Genomic DNA, 18,218 nt, shown 5'->3' on the forward strand with positions numbered 1-18,218 from the left:
TGATACTTAGTCTTTCGGTAAAGTTTTCTACCGGATAAGAAAGGTCGCCGCATGTCGCTCGTGCTCTATGGGCATCCGCTCGCCTCCTTCTGCCACAAGGTGCTGATCGCGCTTTATGAAAACGCGACACCCTTCGAAAATCGCCTCGTCGATCTGTCCGACGAGGCTTCGCGCGCCGATCTCTTCCGCTTCTGGCCGATCGGCAAGATGCCGCTACTGAGGGACGAGGCGCGCGACAGCACCATTCCCGAAACCACGATCATCATCGAATATCTCGACCATTACTACCCCGGCCCCGTGCGCCTGCTGCCGCTGGAGATCGATCGGGCGCTGCAGGTCCGCCTCTGGGACCGCTTCTTCGACCAATATGTCCAGGTGCCGATGCAGACGCTCGTCAGCCATCGCCGGCGCCCCGAGGGCACGGCAGACGAAATAGAGATGGCCGCCTGCAAAGCGACGCTCACTACTGCCTATGCGATGATCGAAAAGCAGCTGGGCGAAAGTCCTTGGATAACAGGCGAGGCCTTCACCATGGCCGATTGCGCCGCAGCCCCCGCCCTCTTCTATGCCGAGACGCTGGTCCCGTTTTCACAGGAGCAGCCGAAACTTGGCGCCTATTACGATCGTTTGCTGGCGCGCCCGTCCTTCGCCAGGGCGCTGGAAGAGGCCCGCCCTTATTTCAAGTTCTATCCCTATCAGGACAGGCTGCCCGCCCGCTTTCGGGATGCGGCGGAATGATCGAAAGCCAGGCGGATCTCGACCGCATGTTTCACGCCCTTTCCGATCGCAGTCGCCGCGGCATGATCGACCGCCTCGGCCGCGGCCCCGCTTCGGTCACCGAACTGGCCGCACCGCTCGCCGTCGCCCTGCCGACGGTGATGAAACATCTGCAGGTGCTGGAGGAGAGCGGTCTCGTGCTATCCGAAAAATCCGGCCGGGTGCGAACCTACCGCCTGCAGCAGGATGCGCTTGTCGCTGTCGAGCGCTGGGTGGAACAGCGAAAGACCCGCTGGACCGCTGCCTTCGACAAGCTGGATCAATTTCTCGCCGATGAGCCGGAGACCCTCCCCGAATGACGACACGCTCTGCCGAACATACCACCTTCGTCATCGAGCGCCGCCTGACGGCGCCCGTCGCCCGGGTCTTCCGCGCCTGGTCGACCCCGGAGTCCAAGCGGCAATGGTTTGCCTGCCACGGCGAATGGGTGCCGCTGGAATATGCGCTCGATTTCAGGCCGGGCGGTACAGAGAGGAACTATACCGCCGACACCGATGGGCTTCTGCACGCCTATGACGCCCACTACATTGATATCGTGCCGGATACCCGCATCATCTATGCATATGAGATGAAGCTCGGGCAAATCCGCATCTCAGCCTCGCTCGTCACCGTCGCCTTCGACGTCGAACCCAGCGGCACCAGAATGGTCTTCACCGAGCAAGTGGTTTTCCTCGACGGCTACGCCGACAACGGCGCCCGCCTTCAGGGCACCGAGATCGGCCTCGACAATCTCGAACTCTTTCTCGAACGCGAGACGAGCCCGATTCACTAACGCGGCCCGATGACCTGTCACACGCTGCTTGATTTCTTCCGCGAACCGGCCGCCCGCACCGACGTATTCAGCGCTGCCGCGGCTCGAATAAGCGCCTTCAACGCCTCCTCGTTGATCTCGTCGCCTTCATGAAAGTCAATGGCACGCCGGGTGTTGCCGTCGAGGCTGGAGTTGAAAAGGCTGTTCGGATCCTCAAGCGACGCTCCTTTGGCGAAGGTAAGCTTGACCACGTTCTTATAGGTCTCACCGGTGCAGATGATGCCGGCGCGCTCCCACACCGGAACCCCTCGCCACTTCCATTCCTCGACCACCTCGGGTTCGGCTTGCTTGATGAGCGCGCGGACCCGCGCGAGCATGTCGCCGCGCCAATCCTTGAGCTCCTCAATCCTCGCATCGATCAATTGAGAGGGAGCGGCTTGCCCGCTTCTTTCTTCGGAATCGGTCGTTTTCATGGTTGCCGTCATCTTCTTCATATTTGTCGTTCTCCCGTCGCCGCGCATCAAAAATCTCACATCCGTTCGCCGGGCAACCGGCTCGCCTGCTCCACCCAGGAGGCAATCTGCGCCTCGTCGAAGGGATCGTCTTCGCGGATGTCGAGGTAGCGCACCTCTTTCTGCTTAGACTCGCCTGGCGGCAGCGGATGCAGCGACGCGCCCTTGAAGAAAGCCACCTTGACATAGCTGGCGTAGCAATGGATTCCGAGGAACCAACCCTGCCCTTCCACGCCGTAAAAGGGCGAGTTCCATTTGACCGCCTTGCAGACGCCCGGCACGGTTCTGGAGATCAGCGCATCGAGGCGACGCCCGATCTCACTTTTCCAGTCCGGCATGGCGGCGATGTAGGCTTGCACGGGCGCATCGCCATAACCCTTGGGAATTTGCGGGTTGCCGCCCGACAGAAGCTTCGGTGTCGCCCCCGCCGGTTTGGCGGCGGTGTTTTTCGTGACCTTCTCCGCGTCTTTCGACGTTCTGCCCGCCATAGATTTCCTCCTATCCGCCGATGCCTCCGACGCCGCGCCGTTTCGTGGCATAGGGCAGCACAAACAAGATGAGACCGGTAACGAGAAGCAGGCCGAGCGGCAGCAACCCTAAGAGCCCAATCCAGACCGCCGACTTCTCCTGCACCATGGCGATGATATTGACGATGACGGCCAGCGTAAAGGCAATGGACAGCCAACCGTGGACCTGCCGAAACCAGTTGTTCCAGTTCATTGAAGCCTCCTCCCGACTGGCCGCCCGCTCGGCGACGGATCAGTCAACCCGCGCCAACACCTGTTCCAGCTTGTCGAAGAACTGCGGCCACCCGCTCCTGGCGCCGCCATAGGCCTGCCGCTGATCCGCCCGGAAACCTGACTGCTCCATGCGCAGATGCGTACCCGCGCCCGTCGGCGTGAGGGTCCAGGTCACGACGGTTTCGAGGCCATAGGCGCCCCAGCTGTAAGCAAGGGCCTTGTGTGGCTCGACTTCCAGAACTCGGCATTCCACCGCGCCCCAATCGGCGTTGAAGTTGAAGCGATGGTCGACGACCGCCTTGAAATCGCTTTTCATCAACCACTCCTGGATCAGGTGCGGCTGGGTCAGCGCCCGCCAGATCTTTTCCGCCGGAAAAGGCATCTCCCGCTCGATGACGACGGAACGTGTTTCGGTCGATATATCTGTCATTGATCCATCCTCTTCAACAAATCTTCGAGGGCATTGAAGCGGCTTTGCCAGAAGCCGGCCATCTCGCTCGTCCAGTCGACGAGCGGCGCAAGCGCGCCGAGCTGCGCGCTATAATGCGTCTGCCGCCCCTCATGACGGTCGCGCACCAGGCCGGCTTGCTTCAGCAGCCCGAGATGTTTCGAAACGACCGGCTGTGAGACCCCGGCCTGCGCCGTCAACGCCCCTACCGTCTTCTCCCCCTCCCGGCACAGCCGCTCGAAAAGCGCGCGCCGGGTGGGATCCGCAAGCGTCCTGAAGAGGACGTCCTGAACGTTCGACATTGAAGACCCATACCTATAAAGCTATGAATAAACCTATAGCCATCGAGGTATACGTATGTCAAGCCAGAAGGCGACAAACTGATTGGGAAAACCAATAGCAGACTCGCCAGCGGATACAACTATCGAAAAGACCACGACACATCTATAATAGCCCATTGGCTATGCATAATTGCGACCCGCCAGCCTCAGGGGCAATCAGAAAAACGCCGGAAGGCGCAGACGGCTTCCGGCGATACATGCTCTGCATCTTGTTTGAACTCAGGAGTCGCGGCGGCCGCCGTGAAGAGCGGCCATGCGCTTCTGTCCGACCGAATCGGATTGGTGGACGAAGCATTCCTGCGCCTCGCGGATCGTATTGTCATCGAGATGGCGGATCAGCCGCTCGGCCGCCTGCCAGGCTTCTTCGTCGATTTCCCGCACAATGAGATGCAGGCGGATGCCGAAAGTCACCTCCTCTCGCCTGCCTCGCTATCTCTCTCGGTTTTCGGCGGCCAATCGCTCGCGAATGAAGGCGGGACCGCCGGCAAGACGTTTCGCAAGCAAGCTCGCCGGATCCACCATGCGCCAATATGGCGTCACCACCGAAACCGGTTCGCCCTTCTCCATCGCGCCGAAGGATAGTTCGGCGATCGCACGCAAATGCCGCTGCACTGTCACCGGGCAGCAGGCATCCGCTCCGTATTGGGCAGCGAGACGGCGGCGCAGGACGCCGGTCTCGGTGAGAACACCTTCAGGCGCCAATCGAATCTGCTCTTCGATCATCTGCCGCGACGGAATAAGCATCGCCTGCGTGCCGCTGCGGCCTTTGCGGCGCGGCTCGATCGTTGGAATTTCGTTCATGTCGCCCCCGGAAACATTATCCTCGTTCCCATCTAGGGCTCGGCCGAATGGCGACCAGCCTCATATGCGCCAACCGGAAGGAAGTCCGTCTTCACGGCTTTTCTGCTTGCGCCGTTTCGGTTAATCCTCAAGGCCTCTCACTCAGGATAAGGATAGGACATATGGCAAAAGTCGCGTTCATCGGTCTCGGCGTCATGGGCTTCCCCATGGCCGGTCATTTGAAGACGAAGGGCGGCCACGATGTCACCGTCTACAATCGCACGGCCGAGAAAGCCGCTGCCTGGGCCGAGAAATTCTCCGGCAAATCCGCCCCCACCCCTGCCGAGGCTGCCGCCGGCGCCGATTTCGTCTTCGTCTGCGTCGGCAATGATGACGATCTCCGCTCAGTGATCTCAGGCGAGAACGGCGCTCTGCACGGCATGAAGCCGGGTTCGGTGCTGATCGATAATACCACCGCCAGCGCCGAGGTCGCCCGCGAGCTTTATGCCGCGGCAAAGGAAAAAGGTGTGGATTTCATCGACGCTCCGGTCTCCGGCGGCCAGGCTGGCGCCGAAAACGGAGTGCTGACTGTCATGTGCGGCGGCGATGAGACCGTCTTCGAAAGAGCCCGGCCGGTGATCGACGCCTATGCGCGCATGGTCGGCCTCATGGGGCCGGCCGGTTCCGGACAGCTTACCAAGATGGTCAACCAGATCTGCATCGCTGGCCTTGTCCAGGGGCTTTCCGAAGCACTGCATTTTGGCAAGCGCGCCGGATTGGATATCGAAAAGGTCATCGAGGTGATTTCCAAGGGTGCAGCGGGCTCCTGGCAGATGGAAAACCGCCACAAGACCATGAGTGCCGGCAAATACGATTTCGGCTTCGCAGTCGACTGGATGCGCAAAGATCTTGGCATCGTGCTCGCCGAAGCCCGCAGCAACGGCGCCAAGCTGCCGGTCACCGCCCTCGTGGACCAATTCTATGCCGATGTGCAGGCAATGGGCGGCAATCGTTGGGACACATCTTCGCTGCTCGCCCGGCTTGAGAAATGATCGGTCCCTCCTCCGATCCGGCTGAGCTGATCGCGCATCTCAAAACACTGCGCTCGGAGGAGAATGCCGCCGGAATGGCGCGATTCGGCATCGTTACCGACCGCGCCCTCGGCATTTCCAATCCCGACATCAGGGCTGTCGCCAGATTGGCGAAGAGGGATCACATCAGGGCAATGCAGCTCTGGCAAAGCGATATTCGCGAAGCCCGCCTGCTTGCTCTCTGCACAGCTGAGCCGAAGCGGCTGACGGCGGAAGAGGCCAGAAGCTGGGCCAATGATTTCAATTCCTGGGAGATCGTTGACTGCGCCGCCGATCTCTTCGTCGAGGCGGGCCTGGACGAGCTCATTCCGGAATTCGCTGCCGACGAGCGCGAATTTATCCGTCGCGCCGCTTTTGCCATGATCGCCGGCGCCACCGTCCATCGAAAGGGCGAGACCGATACGGCCATCCTCTCCTGGCTGCCGCTGATCGAGGAGCATTCCGGCGATTCCCGAAACTTCGTTCGCAAGGCGGTCAATTGGGCATTGCGCAGCATCGGCAAGCGCAATCGCACCTGCCATGGGCCGGCGCTCGGGCTGGCGAAGCTTTTAGCCGAAAGTCCAGATAAAACCGCGCGCTGGATCGGCAGGGACGCGGTCAGGGAGCTGAGCGGCGAAAAGCTTATGGCGCGGCTAAAATAGCGCGATGCAGCCCTTCATCTTGAGGCCGTCGCGCATGTTGAGGGCCAGCTTCGTGATGTTCGTAGTACCCGCGATGAACTCGAGTGTCTGCACTGCATAAAAGACGGTCGCGAGCTTCGCGCTTGCGCCTTGACGAATGTTGGCAAGTACTGCAGAGCATCTTCCCGGCGCAACTCTGACGCGCAACCCTAGAGCTCATACGTCCTAACAATTTCGCGCAAAGCCTGGCCTGGAAAAGCTGGAGGAAGTTGCCCACATGGTCGGGCACTAGGCTTGAGCCGGTGCCTAAAATGGAACCTATCGCTGCGCGCGAGGTTGATAAGCAGGAGGATTCAGCTATGGCCAAATGCGACCAGTGCGGGAACGATTATGACAAGGCCTTCCAAGTAAATTTGGGGAATGAAATCTACACATTCGATAGCTTCGAATGCGCTATTCAGAAACTCGCTCCCGCCTGCCCACATTGCGGCGTCCGAATCATCGGGCATGGCGTCGAGCAGGGCGATATCATTTATTGTTGTGCGCATTGCGCCGAGCAGGAGGGAGCCGACGCTCTTACCGATCGCGCGCCTTGAGACCGACTTCGGTCTCTGACTTATTCCGGCGGCCTATTCGGGAGCCCTTTGTCGTTTGGGTTCGGTGCCGGCGTCTCTCTTGTATCTCGTGGCGGATGTTGGCGATCGTCGGGGTCTGCGGGCGCCACCTGGTCGTCGGAAGGGTGGACAGGCTTCTCTTTCGGGTCGATCCGTTTGGCGGGGGCAGCAACTTTTCTAGGCATAGCCAATTCCTCGGGCTTCACCGACAAGAATCGACTCCCACACTGAAGGTTCCGAATCCAGAAGCGCTGCTTGGATCGGAATCGATGTCACCAATCGAGCAGATGGCCAGTCGCAAGGCTGCGTTCAGTGCGACATCAACACCGGCATCGAAATGTTATTCAGCAGATCACGCGTCGCACCGCCGAACATAAGCGAGGAGAAAGAAGAGATAGACTCCCACACAATTTTCACGGTTCGCGTCGAGTCGATTTCGACGACAGCACTCCGGCATGCAATCAGACGACCGGGTCTTGGCAGGAACGTTTCCGAATGGTGCGCGTTCACTCTTTTTATCCCGTGCGAGAGGCGCGGGCAGTCCCAGGGAGGTTATCATGAAAGTCAGCAATTGCATGACCACAGACGTGCAGATCACCGATCCGGAGCACACATTGCGAGATGTCGCCTTAATGATGGGGCGTCTCGATGCCGGCGTTCTCCCGGTGGGCGAGAATGACCGACTGGTCGGCATGATCACCGATCGCGACATTGCCATTCGTGGCGTGGCAGAGGGCAAAGGCCCCGACGCAAAAGTCCGCGACGTGATGAGTACCGATGTCAAATACTGCTTCGATGACGAAGATGTCGAAGACGTCCTTCACAACATGGGGGATCTTCAAGTGCGGCGCTTGCCGGTGCTGAACCGAAGCAAGCGGCTGGTCGGCATCATCTCGCTTGGCGATCTCGCCATGAAGGGCGAGACCATGGAAACAGGCAAAGCACTAAGCGGCATTTCGCAACGCGGCGGTGCACATTCACAGACGGCTCACTGACGGTCCGCGTCGCGCCAAACTGTCCACGGGTTCGGCGGTATCTGCCCATCAACTCTCAACTCCCGCTCCATTGCCTTTGGCGCGAGAGTTCTGCAATTGGCACATCAGGACGCTTTACGCAGCTCCGTTGTTATGGATCGAGCGCCAATTGGAACGAGCTTGGTTTGCTTCTGTTTTACCGAGACCTCGGCACCTCAGCCGAGGTTGAACTACTATTCGGCTCCGGTTGTTGAATCACCGGTGGTGGCGCGTCGCTGCCGCGATCAAATGGTTTGATCGCCAGGATACCGAGTATTGAAGCAATCATTGCTCCGATAATGACGATCATCAGCATTCGCATCATCAGGGACTCCACCCAAGATTCAACATTGGTCGAGGCGGATCGTTCCATTGATTGTCCGTACCGCATGGTTGTCCGTGCCGCAGTAACCGCCAGCTTCGGTGCCAGCTGCCCGACTTGAACGATGACAGGCCGCCGCTCGAGCTTTTTCCCGCCTACCTAGGACATGGTCGTCTGAGGGCGCTACCCCATGTCCGGCTGAAGCCCCAGGATTAGATCGACGGCCAGATCTTTGGTAAAGCATCCCTGTAGGGCCGAGGCTTTCGCCTGGCCGTCAATGATGCCTGGATTTTTCCACCAGAAAATCGATCAGCACTCTGACCGCCGGCGGCATGCCCTTGGCGGTCGTGAAGACGATATAAAACTGGCTTTCCTCCGACTGCCATTGCGGCAGCACCCGCACGAGCCTCCCGGCCCGCAGATCCGCCTCACACGCGCTTTCGAGCAGAAGCCCGAAGCCGAGGCCGGCCCGGGCTGCATCGAGAATGGCGGTCATGCTGCGGCAGGTCAGCCTCGGCTGATGCCGGATTACCCGTCTGTCGTCATTCGGACCGATGAGTTCCCAGCTATGGAACGACACCCACGGCGTCATCGCCAGCGTCGGAAGATCGGCGAGCTCGTCGACGCAATTTAAACCGCCGATACGTTCGATGAGCGACGGACTTGCGACCAGGATTCGCCGGGCCCGGTCGAGCTTGCGCATCGTCAGGCTCGTCTGTGTCTCCGGCTCGTTGGTCGCCCTCACCTCAAGATCGATCCGTTCGTTGATGAGGTCGGCACGCCGGTCGGAGCCGATAATCTGCAGCTTGATCTTAGGGTAGCGTTCGAGGAATTCAGGCAGAATACCGCCGACGGAAATGTCGACCAGACCAAGCGGGCAGCCCATCCGCACCACACCCTGCGGGTCTGCTTGGGCTTCGGTGACGATCGATTTGGCGCGATCGGCCTCCTGCAGGATGGTCTGGCATCTTTCGTAAAAAGCTTGTCCGATCTCTGTCACCCGGAAGTGACGGGTCGAACGCTCTATCAGCCGTGCACCAAGCCCGTCCTCGAGCCGGCTGACCCGCCTGCTCAATTTTGAGCGCGGTATTTTCAGATTGCGACTGGCAGAAGCAAAACCACCGCTGGAGACGACGGCTGCAAAATAATAATAGTCGTTGAGATCGTCCATGCGAACAAGCTATCCGAGAGTAGGAATGAATGCCGCCCCGAAAGGGTTGTATCCTCTCTCCAGCAAAGCTGTAATCACATTGTCGGCATTGGATCTTCTTTACGCGACCCGTCGCGGCAAAGCCAACCAATGCCCAACGGTCAATCCAAAACTCTCTTGAGAAAAGAATGGCCTCGATCAAGGCCTGCAGGATGCCGACGTGCGATACACAACATGCCGGTTCGGCTTACCTGGATGGCGCTCCGAAAATACAGCCACAACAGCGCGTGTCAAAAACACTGCAAGGACGGTCCGGCAGGGAAGACCGGACCCGTCCCCGTAGCTGATCGGAGGTCACTCGGATCAGAAACTGATTTGAAGTGTCCCCGGTCCGAAGACCGGGGACACTCACCAAGTGGATTAGAACGAACGCTGCAGGCGGAAGTAGCCCGAGGTGGAGTCGTCGCCATTGTCCGGATCGAAGTACTGAACCGAAGCCTTGGCGTAGAAGTTGTCGACGATCTGGTAATCGACCGTCAGACCAACCTTCCAAGCGTCGTCGTCGCTGAAGTCGTCGCCAGCCTCGTAGATGTCGCCGTAGTACTGGACGCCGGGAGTGATCTTGAGCTTGTCGGTTGCCTTGATTGCGTATTCGGCAGCGACAGCCCATTCGGCTGCGGAGTAGTAGGAGTTCGGGCCGGAAGAATATACGGCTGCGAGGCCGAGCGTACCGGGACCGATGTCAACCGTACCCATTGCGCGGACAGCGCCGTCTTCGTTGTCGAAGTCCCAGCCGCCGGTGACCTGGTAGCTGAAGGCACCAGCCTTGCCGCCAACGCCGAAGGCAACGCCTACGTTGTTCGGGCCTTCGCCGGTCTTGTAGAAGCCGTCTTCCAGTTCGTCGACGCTGAGACCAGCGTAGAAGTCGCCGCTTTCGTACTGATAGCGGATGGAGTTGTGCAGCGTTACGATAGAGCCGATGTCGTCGGTTTCACCCGAGAGACCATCGTCCCACCAGCTGTAGAACAGACCAGCGCGGAAGCCCGCGATGTCGAGGTAAGCAGAGTCGAGGATGGCATCCTGGTCGGTGGCATTGTCAGCATTGAACTGCATGACGATGACGCCAGTCAGCGGACCATACTCGGTGTCGCTCTTCGCCGTGAACTGAACCTGACCGCGGGTCCTGGCATCCCAATCCGAATCGTTGCTGGCCGAGCCATTGAGCGGCTGATCACCAACGTCGACCTGGAAACGGATGTAGCCTTCGATCTTGAGGCAGGTTTCGGTGCCGGGGATGTAGAAGTAGCCGGTGCCGTAAGCGTCGCAGACGCGAACATATTCAACCGGTTCCGGCTCAGCAGCAACAATAGCGTCAGCTGCAAGAACCGGCGTCGATGCAGCAAATGCTGCTGCTGATGCGAGCAAAACCATTCTGATGTTCATTTACCAATCCATTCCTTTGTCGATCGGGGCTGACGTCTCATCGGGTAGTCAATTTGAAGCCGGCCCAGTTTGAACAGCCATCTCGGCGTGCGGATCGATCGAACCGCCAAACCGTCATCCCATACCGGGCATTATCAAGCAATTCTCGATATACGCGGGAGGGGTCCGATCGAGGCACTTTCCTCGAAAGCGTGATTTTTATACAACAATTTCAATTGGTTACAGCAGAAAAACGCACAAACGGCCCGGCGACGGAAACCCTCCATCGCAAGCCGCAAACGCTATATTCTTTCATCAAAATCCCCACCGTCCGATCTTCGTCGGACATAATGGTGAAGCTCATAAAACTCTACCGCCGGCCAATGAACACATACAAGGTGCCGACTTAGAACATAGTGTCCTGAATTCGATACCAATGCGTCAAAATGATGACATGATGCCCACTGGTTGTACGCACCATAGCCTCCTAATCGTTACTAGGCTATGTATTTCTTCAGGATTTCGCCGCGATTCGAGCGCTTTTCCGCTATTTATGAGACTTTTCTGCAGTCAGAACCCTCTCTCGGCCCTGCTTGCGGCCTCATTGCGGACATTCTCACGGATGATGAGAATGCCGCTCGAAGCCCATTTCTTGGGGAGGATACCCTCTGCGGTAGCAGACCGTGCCTCGATATTTCGATTATCGACCGCCATTCCAGGCGGCCGCAGATCGCACGCTCGGACTCAATCCTCGTTGGATTTGGCGTTCTCGAGAATCATATAGTCCAGCGGCAACTGCGTCGAATACTTGATCTGCTCCATCGCAAAGGCGGAGGAGACGTCGCGAATCTCGATCTTGGCGATCATCCGCTTATAAAAGGCATCGTAGGCGGCGATATCGGGCACGACGACTCGCAGGAGATAATCGACATCACCGCTCATCCGGTAGAATTCGACCACTTCGGGGAATTCGGCGACCACCTCGGAAAAGCGGCGCAGCCACTCGATCGAATGGGTGGCCGTGCGAATCGATACGAAAACCGTGACCTTGGTGTTAACCTTCTCCGGATCGAGGATGGCGACCCGACGCTTGATGACGCCATCTTCCTCCATTTTCTGAATGCGCCGCCAGCACGGCGTCGTCGACAGCCCCACCTTCTTGGCGAGGTCGGCAACGGCAAGGGTCGAATCTTCTTGCAGCAGACGCAGTATTTTTCGGTCGAGGCGGTCCATGCGCACGTCAGTCCTTTCGAATTATTTTCTTTGTATAACCCGATTCCGCGCGAGGAAAAGAATTTTGTTTCAGGAAAGCAGTGTTTTCACCCGCTCCTGCAACACAGGAAGCAATTCTTGCTCGAACCAGGAATTGCGTTTCAGCCAGCCGCTGTTGCGCCAGCTCGGATGCGGCAGCGGCAGCACCGTCGGCGACCGGCCGGACAGCAGGCTGTCACGCCAAGCCCGCACCGTCTCGGTCATATTGCCTCGCCTCTCGTCAGCCATATGCCAGGCCTGCGCATATTGGCCGATGACCAGCACCAGCTTGATCTGCGGCATTGCCGCGATCACCCTTTGCCGCCAGACCGGAGCGCATTCACGGCGCGGCGGCAGGTCCGCGCCCTTGTCGTCGTAGCCAGGAAAGCAGAAGCCCATCGGCACGATGGCGAATCGGTTGCGGTCGTAAAAGCTTGTTCTGTCAACGCCGAGCCATGACCGCAGCCGGTCGCCCGAGGCATCGTCAAACGGCAGACCGCTCTCATGCACCCGAAGGCCGGGCGCCTGCCCCGCAATCAGAATACGAGCGCTTGACGAAATCACCGCCACCGGCCGCGGCTCGTGCGGCAGCCGGTGCTGAGGTCCGCTTGCCGGAGCGTCGCGACAGATGCGACAGCCGGCAATTTCCCGCCGCAGCGTTTCCAGCTTGGCTTCATCGGTCATCACCTTACTCCCATCCGACGATCCGCCTGACGAAGCGCAGCGCGTCGCCGTAACCGGATTCGTGACGGGCACGGTCGCGCACATCGCGCGGCCGCTCGAAAGTCCCGGCCCACAGCCCCGCTTTCGCCCCTCTCGCCTCGGCCTCCTCCTTGCCGTAGCCACCATAGGAGACGGCCATGCCTCGGCGTACCATGCCGGCATTGATGTCGCCGCCCGTCGCGCTACGACAGACGACAAGCAGCCTGTCGTAGCGGTCGCGCCGGTCGCCTTGGCAAAGCGTTCCCGATGCCAGCACCATCTCCTGCAGCGCCTCCCGCGCCACGCGCCCGCAAGCCCAGGCCTTTCCCGCCCGTTCACAGCTCTGATTAAACTCGGGCGCGTCAATGCCTTCGAGGCGGAAGCGCTCCCCGCCCAATGTCAGACTGTCGCCATCGGCAGCATGAAAGGCGCCGGCACGCTTGATTGTTGCTCGATCGTTGATCTTGGCGGCAATCAGCGCCAGCAGCACAAGCAGGGCAAAAGCGGTCACGCCGTCGCGAATCAGGCGCGGGCCCCGTGTCACGCTTTCGCCTCCTTAAAAAACAAATCCTTGGCAAAGATGGCAAACATCTTCTTAAGAATTGCCGGTTAAGCTCTTATCCACCCTGGGATGAAGTTTCAACGTGCACATGAGTACCGGCGTAAGCACATCGACCGACAAGATTATCGTCGACAGGTCGCGCAGCCACCGCAACAAGGCCGTTTCCAAGGCCGTGCGGCAGACGCGCGAACGTCTTCAGACCGGTCATGCGTCCAATTCCGCCTTCGACCGTGACGTACTCAAGATGTATATAGCATCGATGATGCAGGGCGCTACGATCATGCCGCTCTTCGTCGTCATCATTACCGCCCTCGGCGTCTATTTCACTCAAGATACCCAATTGCTCTTCTGGGCGCTGCTGACACTCACCTGTCACACCGGCAACATCCTGCTCGCCCGGCGCGCGCGCCGACAGGAGATCACCTCCGAGAGCGCCCGCAAATGGCGCCGCCTGCTGCTCGCCGGCCAATTCCTGGTCGGCTGCTGCTGGGCCGTCTTCGCACTGCAGGGGTGCGACACCTGCGAGCCGTCCAGCTTCATTCTCTATAAGGGCGCAACATTGCTGATTGCGCTTTCCGTCACGGCGATGTCGAACTTCATGCTGACGCCAGCCGTGCTGGTCGCCTTCGCGCCGGCGGTCCTGGCGCTTGGCGCCAAGAGCGGCCTGTCACGCGACCTCCTCGAAATCAGCCTGACCGGGCTCTTCACCACCACCCTCGTCTTCTTCAACTATATCAGCGACCGGCTCTTCAAATCCAACCTCAGGATCCTCTCCTACCAGTCGGAGAAGGACGACCTGATCGCCGAGCTGGAAGTGGCGAAATCGATGTCGGACGAGGCGCGCCGCCGCGCCGAAGAGGCAAACCTCGCCAAGTCCCGTTTCCTTGCCTCCATGTCGCACGAGCTCAGGACGCCGCTCAACGCCATCCTCGGCTTCTCCGAGGTGATGTCGGCCGAAGTCATGGGACCGCTCGCCAATCCGACCTATAAAGAATATGCCGGCGACATTCATCGCTCCGGCCAGCATCTGCTCGATCTCATCAATGAAATCCTCGACCTGTCGCGCATCGAGGCCGGCAAATACGAACTGAGCGAAGAAGCGATCTCGTTGCTCGATATTACCGAGGATTGCATCGGCATGGTGCAGCTGCGCGCCCGGGCCAAGAATATCGCCATTTCGGATCAGTTCGAGCGTCAGCTGCCGGCCATCTGGGCGGACGAGAAGTCGATGCGCCAGGTGGTGCTCAACCTTCTCTCCAATGCGGTCAAGTTCACGCCGCAAGGCGGCGAAATCCACGTCAAGGTCGGCTGGACGGCCGGTGGCGGTCAGTACATCTCGATCAAGGACAACGGCCCCGGCATTCCGGAAGAAGAGATTCCCGTCGTCCTCTCGGCCTTCGGCCAGGGCTCGATCGCCATCAAGAGCGCCGAACAAGGCACCGGCCTCGGCCTGCCGATCGTTCAGGCGATCCTTGCCAAGCATGACGGACAGTTCCTGCTGAAATCGAAGCTGCGTGAAGGCACCGAGGTCATCGCAATCCTGCCCGCCAAGCGCGTGCTCCAGAGCCTGCCGGCTGTCGAAGAGGCTCAGGCTGTCGCGCGCAAGCGCAAGAGTTTTGCCTAATGCATGTCGCCCGGAAGTGTCCGGCGGTTCCCGGATAACGACATGCATAAAAACAAGGAGCTAAAGCGCGTCGCACGAATCAGGTTTCATGCGACGCTTTAGTTCAACTGAAAAACAGATGCTTGCCGAGCACGAATCCGAGATAGAGGCAGCAGGCGGCGATCATACAAGTCACCGCGAAGGAACCGAGATCCTTGGCATGTTTGCCGACGATCGAAATCTCCGGTGAAATCCGGTCGATCACTTCCTCGACAGCGGTATTCATCGCCTCCATCGAAAACAGCCCGAGGAACAGCAGCACCGCAATGACGATCTCACCGAAAGTGGCCCCCACCAGCGCCAGCCCCGCCAGCGAAATGAGGAAGAAACCGAGCTCCTGGCGGAAGGCCGCCTCTTTCAGCACGCGCAGGAAACCTGCCCAGGAATAGCTGGCCGCGGCGATGAAATGTCGAAATCCGGTCTGCTTCGTCACCGCGGGCTTCGTCAAGATTGATCCCCCAGAGCATGTCGCGCAAAAGTGTGCAGCGGTTTTGCGATAACGACATGCGCAAAACAAGGAATTAAAACGCGGGCCAAGCGAATCTGAAAGATCGCGACGCGCTTTAATGCTTATTGCTCACGCCTGCCTGGGCAAACGTCGCCATGCCGGAATGGCAGGCAGCGGCGGCCTTGACGATGCCGGCGGCAAGCGCCGCACCAGTGCCTTCGCCAAGCCGCATGCCGAGCGCCAGAAGCGGCGTCTTGCCGAGCATCTCGATCGCGCGCAGATGACCGGGCTCGCTGGAGACATGGCCGATCAGGCAATGATCGAGCGCGGAAGGATTGGCGGCTTTCAGGATCGCCGCCGCGGCAGTCGCGACATAGCCGTCGATCAGCACCGGTATGCGCTCCATCCGGGCGGCAAGGATGGCGCCGGCCATCGCCGCGATCTCGCGGCCGCCAAGCCGCCGCATGATCTCCAGGGGATCGTCGAGATGGTCGCTATGCAGCTCCACCGCCTTTTCCACCGCCGCGATCTTGCGCTCGAGCATCTCGCCTTCCGAACCGGTGCCGGGTCCGACCCAGTCGCGCGCCGAACCGCCGTAGAGCGCATAGTTGATCGCCGCCGCAATCGTCGTGTTGCCGATGCCCATCTCGCCGATGCAGAGCAGGTCGGTGCCGCCGGCGATCGCCTCCATGCCAAAGGCCATGGTCGCGGCGCAGTCGCGCTCGGAAAGCGCGGCTTCCTCGGTAATGTCGCCCGTGGGGTAATCAAGCGCCAGATCGAAGACTTTCAGCCCGAGATCATAAGCGACACAGATTTGGTTGATCGCAGCTCCACCGGCTGCAAAATTCTCGACCATCTGCTGCGTCACCGCGGGCGGAAAGGGTGTGATGCCCTGTCTGGTGACACCGTGATTGCCGGCGAAGATCGCCACCAGCGGCCGGTTGACGGCCGGTTGGCGGCCCGTCCAGGCGGCAAGCCAGAAGGCAATCTCCTCGAGCCGCCCGAGCGCGCCCGGCGGCTTGGTCAGCTGCGCGTCGCGTTCGCGTGCGGCCACCAGTGCGCGGGCATCCGGTCCGGGCAGGTCCCGGAGCAGGGTACGGAAATCGTCGAAGGGCAGGCCTGAAACGCTCATCGGTGCGTATTCCTATGAATCGGCTATTCTTGTTTTCACGCAAACCACTTGTTTGCGTCGAGCAAATCAGCTTCTTTGCGGTGGCTCTCTCTTAAAGCCGGCGGACGAAGCGAACAACATCAAAAGCGCCGCAGCCCCTCCGGCAGAACGAAACAGAATGAAGATCAAGGACTATGCGGTCGATACCGCCCGCGCCGTCGCCTTTTTGAGCCGTCTTCCGATGCCGCCGGCGCTGTTCGAAGGCTATGACGGCAGGCTCGGCCGCCTGGTGCGCGCCTTTCCCCTCGCCGGTCTTATCATCGGCTTCGTGCCGGCGCTCGCCCTCCTCCTTCTTTCGGGCCTGCGCGCCGATCCACTGGTGGCGGCCCTGATCGCGCTTTCCGTCCAGGCTCTCGCCACTGGCGCACTGCACGAAGACGGCTTGGCCGACACGGCCGACGGCATCGGCGGCGGCAAGAACCGCGACCAGAGCCTCATCATCATGAAGGACAGCCGGATCGGCACCTATGGCGCGATAGCGCTGATCCTCTCCTTCGCGATCCGTGCGGCCGCACTCGCCGCCATTGTCCGCCAATCCTCGCCGCTCGCCGCAGCCCTTGCCGTTCCCGCCGTCGCAGCACTCAGCCGTGGCGCCATCGCCTGGCATTGGCAACGGCTGCCGGCCGCAAAGGCCGATGGCGTGGCCGCCTCGACCGGCCAGCCGAATGAGGCGGCGATGCATTTTGCGCTCGTCTCAGCCGGTCTGCTCGCAGCACTTCTGATCTGGCCGGCATTCGGCCTGCGGCCGCTCGTCGCCAGCCTCCTCGCCGCCGGCGTTGCCGGATTTGTCTTCACGACTCTCATCCGTCGCAAGCTTGCCGGCCACACCGGCGACACGCTGGGCGCCACGCAGCAGATTTGCGAAATCGCCACCCTTTGCGCCCTTGCCACCACTCTTTGAAACTCCGATATATCAGCCATGCAAACACCCTGCATTCACGTCTGTTCCATGGTTCCAGCCACCGGATTTTGCGCCGGTTGCGGCCGCACTCTTCAGGAAATCGGTGGCTGGATGAACTATACCGATGCCGAACGGCGCGGGATCATGGCGCAGCTGCCGGCGAGGCTCGCAACCGCCGCGGCGACCAGCCGAATGAAAACAAGCCTCGCCGAGCCGCCGGGGCGGCCTTCATGATCCGTTTCACCGTCATTCTCGTCGTGATCGGCATCGGTCTTGCCGTGCTGATCCTCAACGGCGACAGCGGCCGCATTCTCGGCTTGCAAAGTGACGAGTTCGGCCGCTTCGTTTACCTGCTGCCGATCGCACTGATGCTATCGGCCGGGATTTGGGCGCGCAGCGTCGGTGAAACCATGCGCCAGATGATGATCTGGCTGGTCATCATCCTGGCGCTCGTGACCGTCTATCTCTATCGTCAGGAAGCGATCGGCGTCGGCAATCGGGTACTCGCCGGTCTCATTCCTGGCCGCGCTGTCGTCGTCACGACGAGCGAAGGTGGCGCGGAAATCATCCTGCACAAGCTGTTGAACGGCCATTTCGAAGCGGACGTCAATGTGAATGGCCGGACCGTCGAGATGCTCGTCGACACCGGCTCCAGCATGGTCGCGCTCTCACACGAGGATGCTGAACGCATCGGCATCGATCTCACGGGCCTCACCTACTCGATGACGGTCATGACCGCCAACGGCCGCAGCCGCGCGGCCCCCATTACGCTCGACCAGGTAGCGATCGGTCCGATCGTCCGCAACAATGTCGCAGCCAGCGTCGCCGAGGACGGCCGGCTTGACCAGAGCCTGCTCGGCATGAGCTTCCTGGAAACGCTGGGCTCCTTGCAAATGCAGACGGACGAATTGCGAATGCGGGATTGATCCGGCAGAACAA

At 60.1% G+C, this 18,218-nt stretch carries 25 protein-coding genes and 1 pseudogene; 11 read left to right on the forward strand and 15 right to left on the reverse strand.

Annotated elements, in window-relative coordinates:
- Window positions 1-51: 51 nt before the first annotated feature.
- The 3 genes from AMK02_RS12265 to AMK02_RS12275 are packed head-to-tail and all read left to right on the forward strand — an operon-like array spanning window position 52 to window position 1,549.
- On the forward strand, window positions 52-738 hold the full coding sequence (locus AMK02_RS12265; protein ID WP_064803104.1) for a glutathione S-transferase family protein: 687 nt from the start codon (window positions 52-54) through the stop codon (window positions 736-738).
- A complete protein-coding gene (locus AMK02_RS12270) occupies window positions 735-1,076 on the forward strand; it encodes an ArsR/SmtB family transcription factor (RefSeq protein WP_064803105.1) in 342 nt (113 codons plus the stop codon). The genes AMK02_RS12265 and AMK02_RS12270 overlap by 4 nt, the downstream gene beginning before the upstream one ends.
- Complete coding sequence (locus AMK02_RS12275; RefSeq protein WP_064803107.1) at window positions 1,073-1,549, forward strand: SRPBCC family protein; 477 nt, start codon at window positions 1,073-1,075, stop codon at window positions 1,547-1,549. Before AMK02_RS12270 ends, AMK02_RS12275 begins: the two co-directional genes overlap by 4 nt.
- 17 nt (window positions 1,550-1,566) lie before the next feature.
- Here AMK02_RS12275 and AMK02_RS12280 read toward each other — a convergent pair whose 3' ends face one another.
- The 7 genes and pseudogenes from AMK02_RS12280 to AMK02_RS12310 form a co-directional block, all read right to left on the reverse strand.
- Window positions 1,567-2,022: a DUF1801 domain-containing protein gene (locus tag AMK02_RS12280; protein ID WP_064803109.1), complete on the reverse strand. Its 456-nt coding sequence runs from the start codon at window positions 2,020-2,022 to the stop codon at window positions 1,567-1,569.
- 35 nt (window positions 2,023-2,057) lie between these two features.
- Window positions 2,058-2,528: a DUF1801 domain-containing protein gene (locus AMK02_RS12285; RefSeq protein WP_064803112.1), complete on the reverse strand. Its 471-nt coding sequence runs from the start codon at window positions 2,526-2,528 to the stop codon at window positions 2,058-2,060.
- Window positions 2,529-2,538: 10 nt separating this feature from the next.
- Entirely contained in the window at window positions 2,539-2,760 is a 222-nt protein-coding gene (locus AMK02_RS12290; protein ID WP_064803114.1) for a hypothetical protein, read from the reverse strand.
- 39 nt (window positions 2,761-2,799) lie between these two features.
- Window positions 2,800-3,210, reverse strand: a complete 411-nt coding sequence (locus AMK02_RS12295) for an SRPBCC family protein (RefSeq protein ID WP_064803116.1) — start codon at window positions 3,208-3,210, stop codon at window positions 2,800-2,802.
- On the reverse strand, window positions 3,207-3,530 hold the full coding sequence (locus AMK02_RS12300; RefSeq protein WP_011425688.1) for an ArsR/SmtB family transcription factor: 324 nt from the start codon (window positions 3,528-3,530) through the stop codon (window positions 3,207-3,209). The genes AMK02_RS12295 and AMK02_RS12300 overlap by 4 nt, the downstream gene beginning before the upstream one ends.
- Before the next feature lie 264 nt (window positions 3,531-3,794).
- A pseudogene (locus AMK02_RS12305) lies at window positions 3,795-3,992 on the reverse strand (alkanesulfonate monooxygenase); the annotation flags it as partial.
- Window positions 3,993-3,998: 6 nt separating this feature from the next.
- Complete coding sequence (locus AMK02_RS12310; RefSeq protein WP_064803120.1) at window positions 3,999-4,370, reverse strand: hypothetical protein; 372 nt, start codon at window positions 4,368-4,370, stop codon at window positions 3,999-4,001.
- Between the two features lie 161 nt (window positions 4,371-4,531).
- On the opposite strand from AMK02_RS12310, the gene AMK02_RS12315 reads away from it, so the two are divergent.
- From AMK02_RS12315 to AMK02_RS12335, 4 genes are all read left to right on the forward strand, one after another.
- Window positions 4,532-5,401 carry an NAD(P)-dependent oxidoreductase gene (locus AMK02_RS12315; protein ID WP_064803122.1) on the forward strand — a complete coding sequence of 290 codons (870 nt, stop codon included), beginning with the start codon at window positions 4,532-4,534 and terminating at the stop codon, window positions 5,399-5,401.
- Window positions 5,398-6,081 (forward strand): DNA alkylation repair protein, encoded by a 684-nt coding sequence (locus AMK02_RS12320; protein ID WP_064803124.1) that lies wholly within the window; start codon window positions 5,398-5,400, stop codon window positions 6,079-6,081. The genes AMK02_RS12315 and AMK02_RS12320 overlap by 4 nt, the downstream gene beginning before the upstream one ends.
- A 290-nt stretch (window positions 6,082-6,371) precedes the next feature.
- Window positions 6,372-6,656 carry a hypothetical protein gene (locus AMK02_RS12330; RefSeq protein ID WP_237358309.1) on the forward strand — a complete coding sequence of 95 codons (285 nt, stop codon included), beginning with the start codon at window positions 6,372-6,374 and terminating at the stop codon, window positions 6,654-6,656.
- Between the two features lie 575 nt (window positions 6,657-7,231).
- Entirely contained in the window at window positions 7,232-7,669 is a 438-nt protein-coding gene (locus tag AMK02_RS12335; protein WP_064803128.1) for a CBS domain-containing protein, read from the forward strand.
- Window positions 7,670-7,844: 175 nt separating this feature from the next.
- Here the strand turns inward: AMK02_RS12335 and AMK02_RS31155 are convergent, their stop codons facing one another.
- The 6 genes from AMK02_RS31155 to AMK02_RS12360 form a co-directional block, all read right to left on the reverse strand.
- The gene (locus AMK02_RS31155) at window positions 7,845-8,060 is read right to left on the reverse strand and encodes a hypothetical protein (protein ID WP_123876201.1); all 216 of its coding nucleotides are present in this window, start codon (window positions 8,058-8,060) and stop codon (window positions 7,845-7,847) included.
- Between the two features lie 223 nt (window positions 8,061-8,283).
- Window positions 8,284-9,180: a LysR substrate-binding domain-containing protein gene (locus AMK02_RS12340; RefSeq protein ID WP_064803130.1), complete on the reverse strand. Its 897-nt coding sequence runs from the start codon at window positions 9,178-9,180 to the stop codon at window positions 8,284-8,286.
- A 399-nt stretch (window positions 9,181-9,579) separates the two neighbouring features.
- The gene (locus AMK02_RS12345; protein ID WP_064803132.1) at window positions 9,580-10,602 is read right to left on the reverse strand and encodes a porin; all 1,023 of its coding nucleotides are present in this window, start codon (window positions 10,600-10,602) and stop codon (window positions 9,580-9,582) included.
- Between the two features lie 723 nt (window positions 10,603-11,325).
- On the reverse strand, window positions 11,326-11,814 hold the full coding sequence (locus AMK02_RS12350; protein WP_004678404.1) for an Lrp/AsnC family transcriptional regulator: 489 nt from the start codon (window positions 11,812-11,814) through the stop codon (window positions 11,326-11,328).
- Window positions 11,815-11,883: 69 nt separating this feature from the next.
- On the reverse strand, window positions 11,884-12,516 hold the full coding sequence (locus tag AMK02_RS12355) for a uracil-DNA glycosylase family protein (protein WP_064803134.1): 633 nt from the start codon (window positions 12,514-12,516) through the stop codon (window positions 11,884-11,886).
- Between the two features lie 4 nt (window positions 12,517-12,520).
- Window positions 12,521-13,078: a thermonuclease family protein gene (locus AMK02_RS12360; protein ID WP_064803136.1), complete on the reverse strand. Its 558-nt coding sequence runs from the start codon at window positions 13,076-13,078 to the stop codon at window positions 12,521-12,523.
- 106 nt (window positions 13,079-13,184) lie between these two features.
- On the opposite strand from AMK02_RS12360, the gene AMK02_RS12365 reads away from it, so the two are divergent.
- Window positions 13,185-14,720: a sensor histidine kinase gene (locus AMK02_RS12365; protein WP_064803138.1), complete on the forward strand. Its 1,536-nt coding sequence runs from the start codon at window positions 13,185-13,187 to the stop codon at window positions 14,718-14,720.
- A gap of 103 nt (window positions 14,721-14,823) precedes the next feature.
- Here AMK02_RS12365 and AMK02_RS12370 read toward each other — a convergent pair whose 3' ends face one another.
- Window positions 14,824-15,207, reverse strand: a complete 384-nt coding sequence (locus tag AMK02_RS12370; RefSeq protein WP_064803139.1) for a diacylglycerol kinase — start codon at window positions 15,205-15,207, stop codon at window positions 14,824-14,826.
- Between the two features lie 115 nt (window positions 15,208-15,322).
- On the reverse strand, window positions 15,323-16,339 hold the full coding sequence (cobT, locus tag AMK02_RS12375) for a nicotinate-nucleotide--dimethylbenzimidazole phosphoribosyltransferase (RefSeq protein WP_064803141.1): 1,017 nt from the start codon (window positions 16,337-16,339) through the stop codon (window positions 15,323-15,325).
- A 157-nt stretch (window positions 16,340-16,496) separates the two neighbouring features.
- On the opposite strand from cobT, the gene AMK02_RS12380 reads away from it, so the two are divergent.
- From AMK02_RS12380 to AMK02_RS12390, 3 genes are read left to right on the forward strand one after another with little or no spacing between them, the layout of a single operon-like run.
- Window positions 16,497-17,279: an adenosylcobinamide-GDP ribazoletransferase gene (locus AMK02_RS12380; RefSeq protein WP_064803143.1), complete on the forward strand. Its 783-nt coding sequence runs from the start codon at window positions 16,497-16,499 to the stop codon at window positions 17,277-17,279.
- A gap of 18 nt (window positions 17,280-17,297) precedes the next feature.
- Window positions 17,298-17,513: a DUF1289 domain-containing protein gene (locus tag AMK02_RS12385; RefSeq protein ID WP_064803145.1), complete on the forward strand. Its 216-nt coding sequence runs from the start codon at window positions 17,298-17,300 to the stop codon at window positions 17,511-17,513.
- Window positions 17,510-18,205, forward strand: a complete 696-nt coding sequence (locus AMK02_RS12390; RefSeq protein ID WP_064803147.1) for a TIGR02281 family clan AA aspartic protease — start codon at window positions 17,510-17,512, stop codon at window positions 18,203-18,205. The genes AMK02_RS12385 and AMK02_RS12390 overlap by 4 nt, the downstream gene beginning before the upstream one ends.
- Window positions 18,206-18,218 lie beyond the last annotated feature (13 nt).

It is taken from the genome of Rhizobium sp. N731, from assembly GCF_001664145.1.
GTDB lineage: Bacteria > Pseudomonadota > Alphaproteobacteria > Rhizobiales > Rhizobiaceae > Rhizobium > Rhizobium esperanzae.

What these genes read in the sequence shown, in the direction of transcription:
- AMK02_RS12265 (WP_064803104.1), top strand. Translation starts at nt 52, where the DNA reads ATGTCGCTCGTGCTCTATGGGCATCCGCTCGCCTCCTTCTGCCACAAG.
- AMK02_RS12270 (WP_064803105.1), top strand. Translation starts at nt 735, where the DNA reads ATGATCGAAAGCCAGGCGGATCTCGACCGCATGTTTCACGCCCTTTCC.
- AMK02_RS12275 (WP_064803107.1), top strand. Translation starts at nt 1,073, where the DNA reads ATGACGACACGCTCTGCCGAACATACCACCTTCGTCATCGAGCGCCGC.
- AMK02_RS12280 (WP_064803109.1), bottom strand. Translation starts at nt 2,022, where the DNA reads ATGAAGAAGATGACGGCAACCATGAAAACGACCGATTCCGAAGAAAGA.
- AMK02_RS12285 (WP_064803112.1), bottom strand. Translation starts at nt 2,528, where the DNA reads ATGGCGGGCAGAACGTCGAAAGACGCGGAGAAGGTCACGAAAAACACC.
- AMK02_RS12290 (WP_064803114.1), bottom strand. Translation starts at nt 2,760, where the DNA reads ATGAACTGGAACAACTGGTTTCGGCAGGTCCACGGTTGGCTGTCCATT.
- AMK02_RS12295 (WP_064803116.1), bottom strand. Translation starts at nt 3,210, where the DNA reads ATGACAGATATATCGACCGAAACACGTTCCGTCGTCATCGAGCGGGAG.
- AMK02_RS12300 (WP_011425688.1), bottom strand. Translation starts at nt 3,530, where the DNA reads ATGTCGAACGTTCAGGACGTCCTCTTCAGGACGCTTGCGGATCCCACC.
- AMK02_RS12310 (WP_064803120.1), bottom strand. Translation starts at nt 4,370, where the DNA reads ATGAACGAAATTCCAACGATCGAGCCGCGCCGCAAAGGCCGCAGCGGC.
- AMK02_RS12315 (WP_064803122.1), top strand. Translation starts at nt 4,532, where the DNA reads ATGGCAAAAGTCGCGTTCATCGGTCTCGGCGTCATGGGCTTCCCCATG.
- AMK02_RS12320 (WP_064803124.1), top strand. Translation starts at nt 5,398, where the DNA reads ATGATCGGTCCCTCCTCCGATCCGGCTGAGCTGATCGCGCATCTCAAA.
- AMK02_RS12330 (WP_237358309.1), top strand. Translation starts at nt 6,372, where the DNA reads ATGGAACCTATCGCTGCGCGCGAGGTTGATAAGCAGGAGGATTCAGCT.
- AMK02_RS12335 (WP_064803128.1), top strand. Translation starts at nt 7,232, where the DNA reads ATGAAAGTCAGCAATTGCATGACCACAGACGTGCAGATCACCGATCCG.
- AMK02_RS31155 (WP_123876201.1), bottom strand. Translation starts at nt 8,060, where the DNA reads ATGGAACGATCCGCCTCGACCAATGTTGAATCTTGGGTGGAGTCCCTG.
- AMK02_RS12340 (WP_064803130.1), bottom strand. Translation starts at nt 9,180, where the DNA reads ATGGACGATCTCAACGACTATTATTATTTTGCAGCCGTCGTCTCCAGC.
- AMK02_RS12345 (WP_064803132.1), bottom strand. Translation starts at nt 10,602, where the DNA reads ATGAACATCAGAATGGTTTTGCTCGCATCAGCAGCAGCATTTGCTGCA.
- AMK02_RS12350 (WP_004678404.1), bottom strand. Translation starts at nt 11,814, where the DNA reads ATGGACCGCCTCGACCGAAAAATACTGCGTCTGCTGCAAGAAGATTCG.
- AMK02_RS12355 (WP_064803134.1), bottom strand. Translation starts at nt 12,516, where the DNA reads ATGACCGATGAAGCCAAGCTGGAAACGCTGCGGCGGGAAATTGCCGGC.
- AMK02_RS12365 (WP_064803138.1), top strand. Translation starts at nt 13,185, where the DNA reads ATGAGTACCGGCGTAAGCACATCGACCGACAAGATTATCGTCGACAGG.
- cobT (WP_064803141.1), bottom strand. Translation starts at nt 16,339, where the DNA reads ATGAGCGTTTCAGGCCTGCCCTTCGACGATTTCCGTACCCTGCTCCGG.
- AMK02_RS12380 (WP_064803143.1), top strand. Translation starts at nt 16,497, where the DNA reads ATGAAGATCAAGGACTATGCGGTCGATACCGCCCGCGCCGTCGCCTTT.
- AMK02_RS12385 (WP_064803145.1), top strand. Translation starts at nt 17,298, where the DNA reads ATGCAAACACCCTGCATTCACGTCTGTTCCATGGTTCCAGCCACCGGA.
- AMK02_RS12390 (WP_064803147.1), top strand. Translation starts at nt 17,510, where the DNA reads ATGATCCGTTTCACCGTCATTCTCGTCGTGATCGGCATCGGTCTTGCC.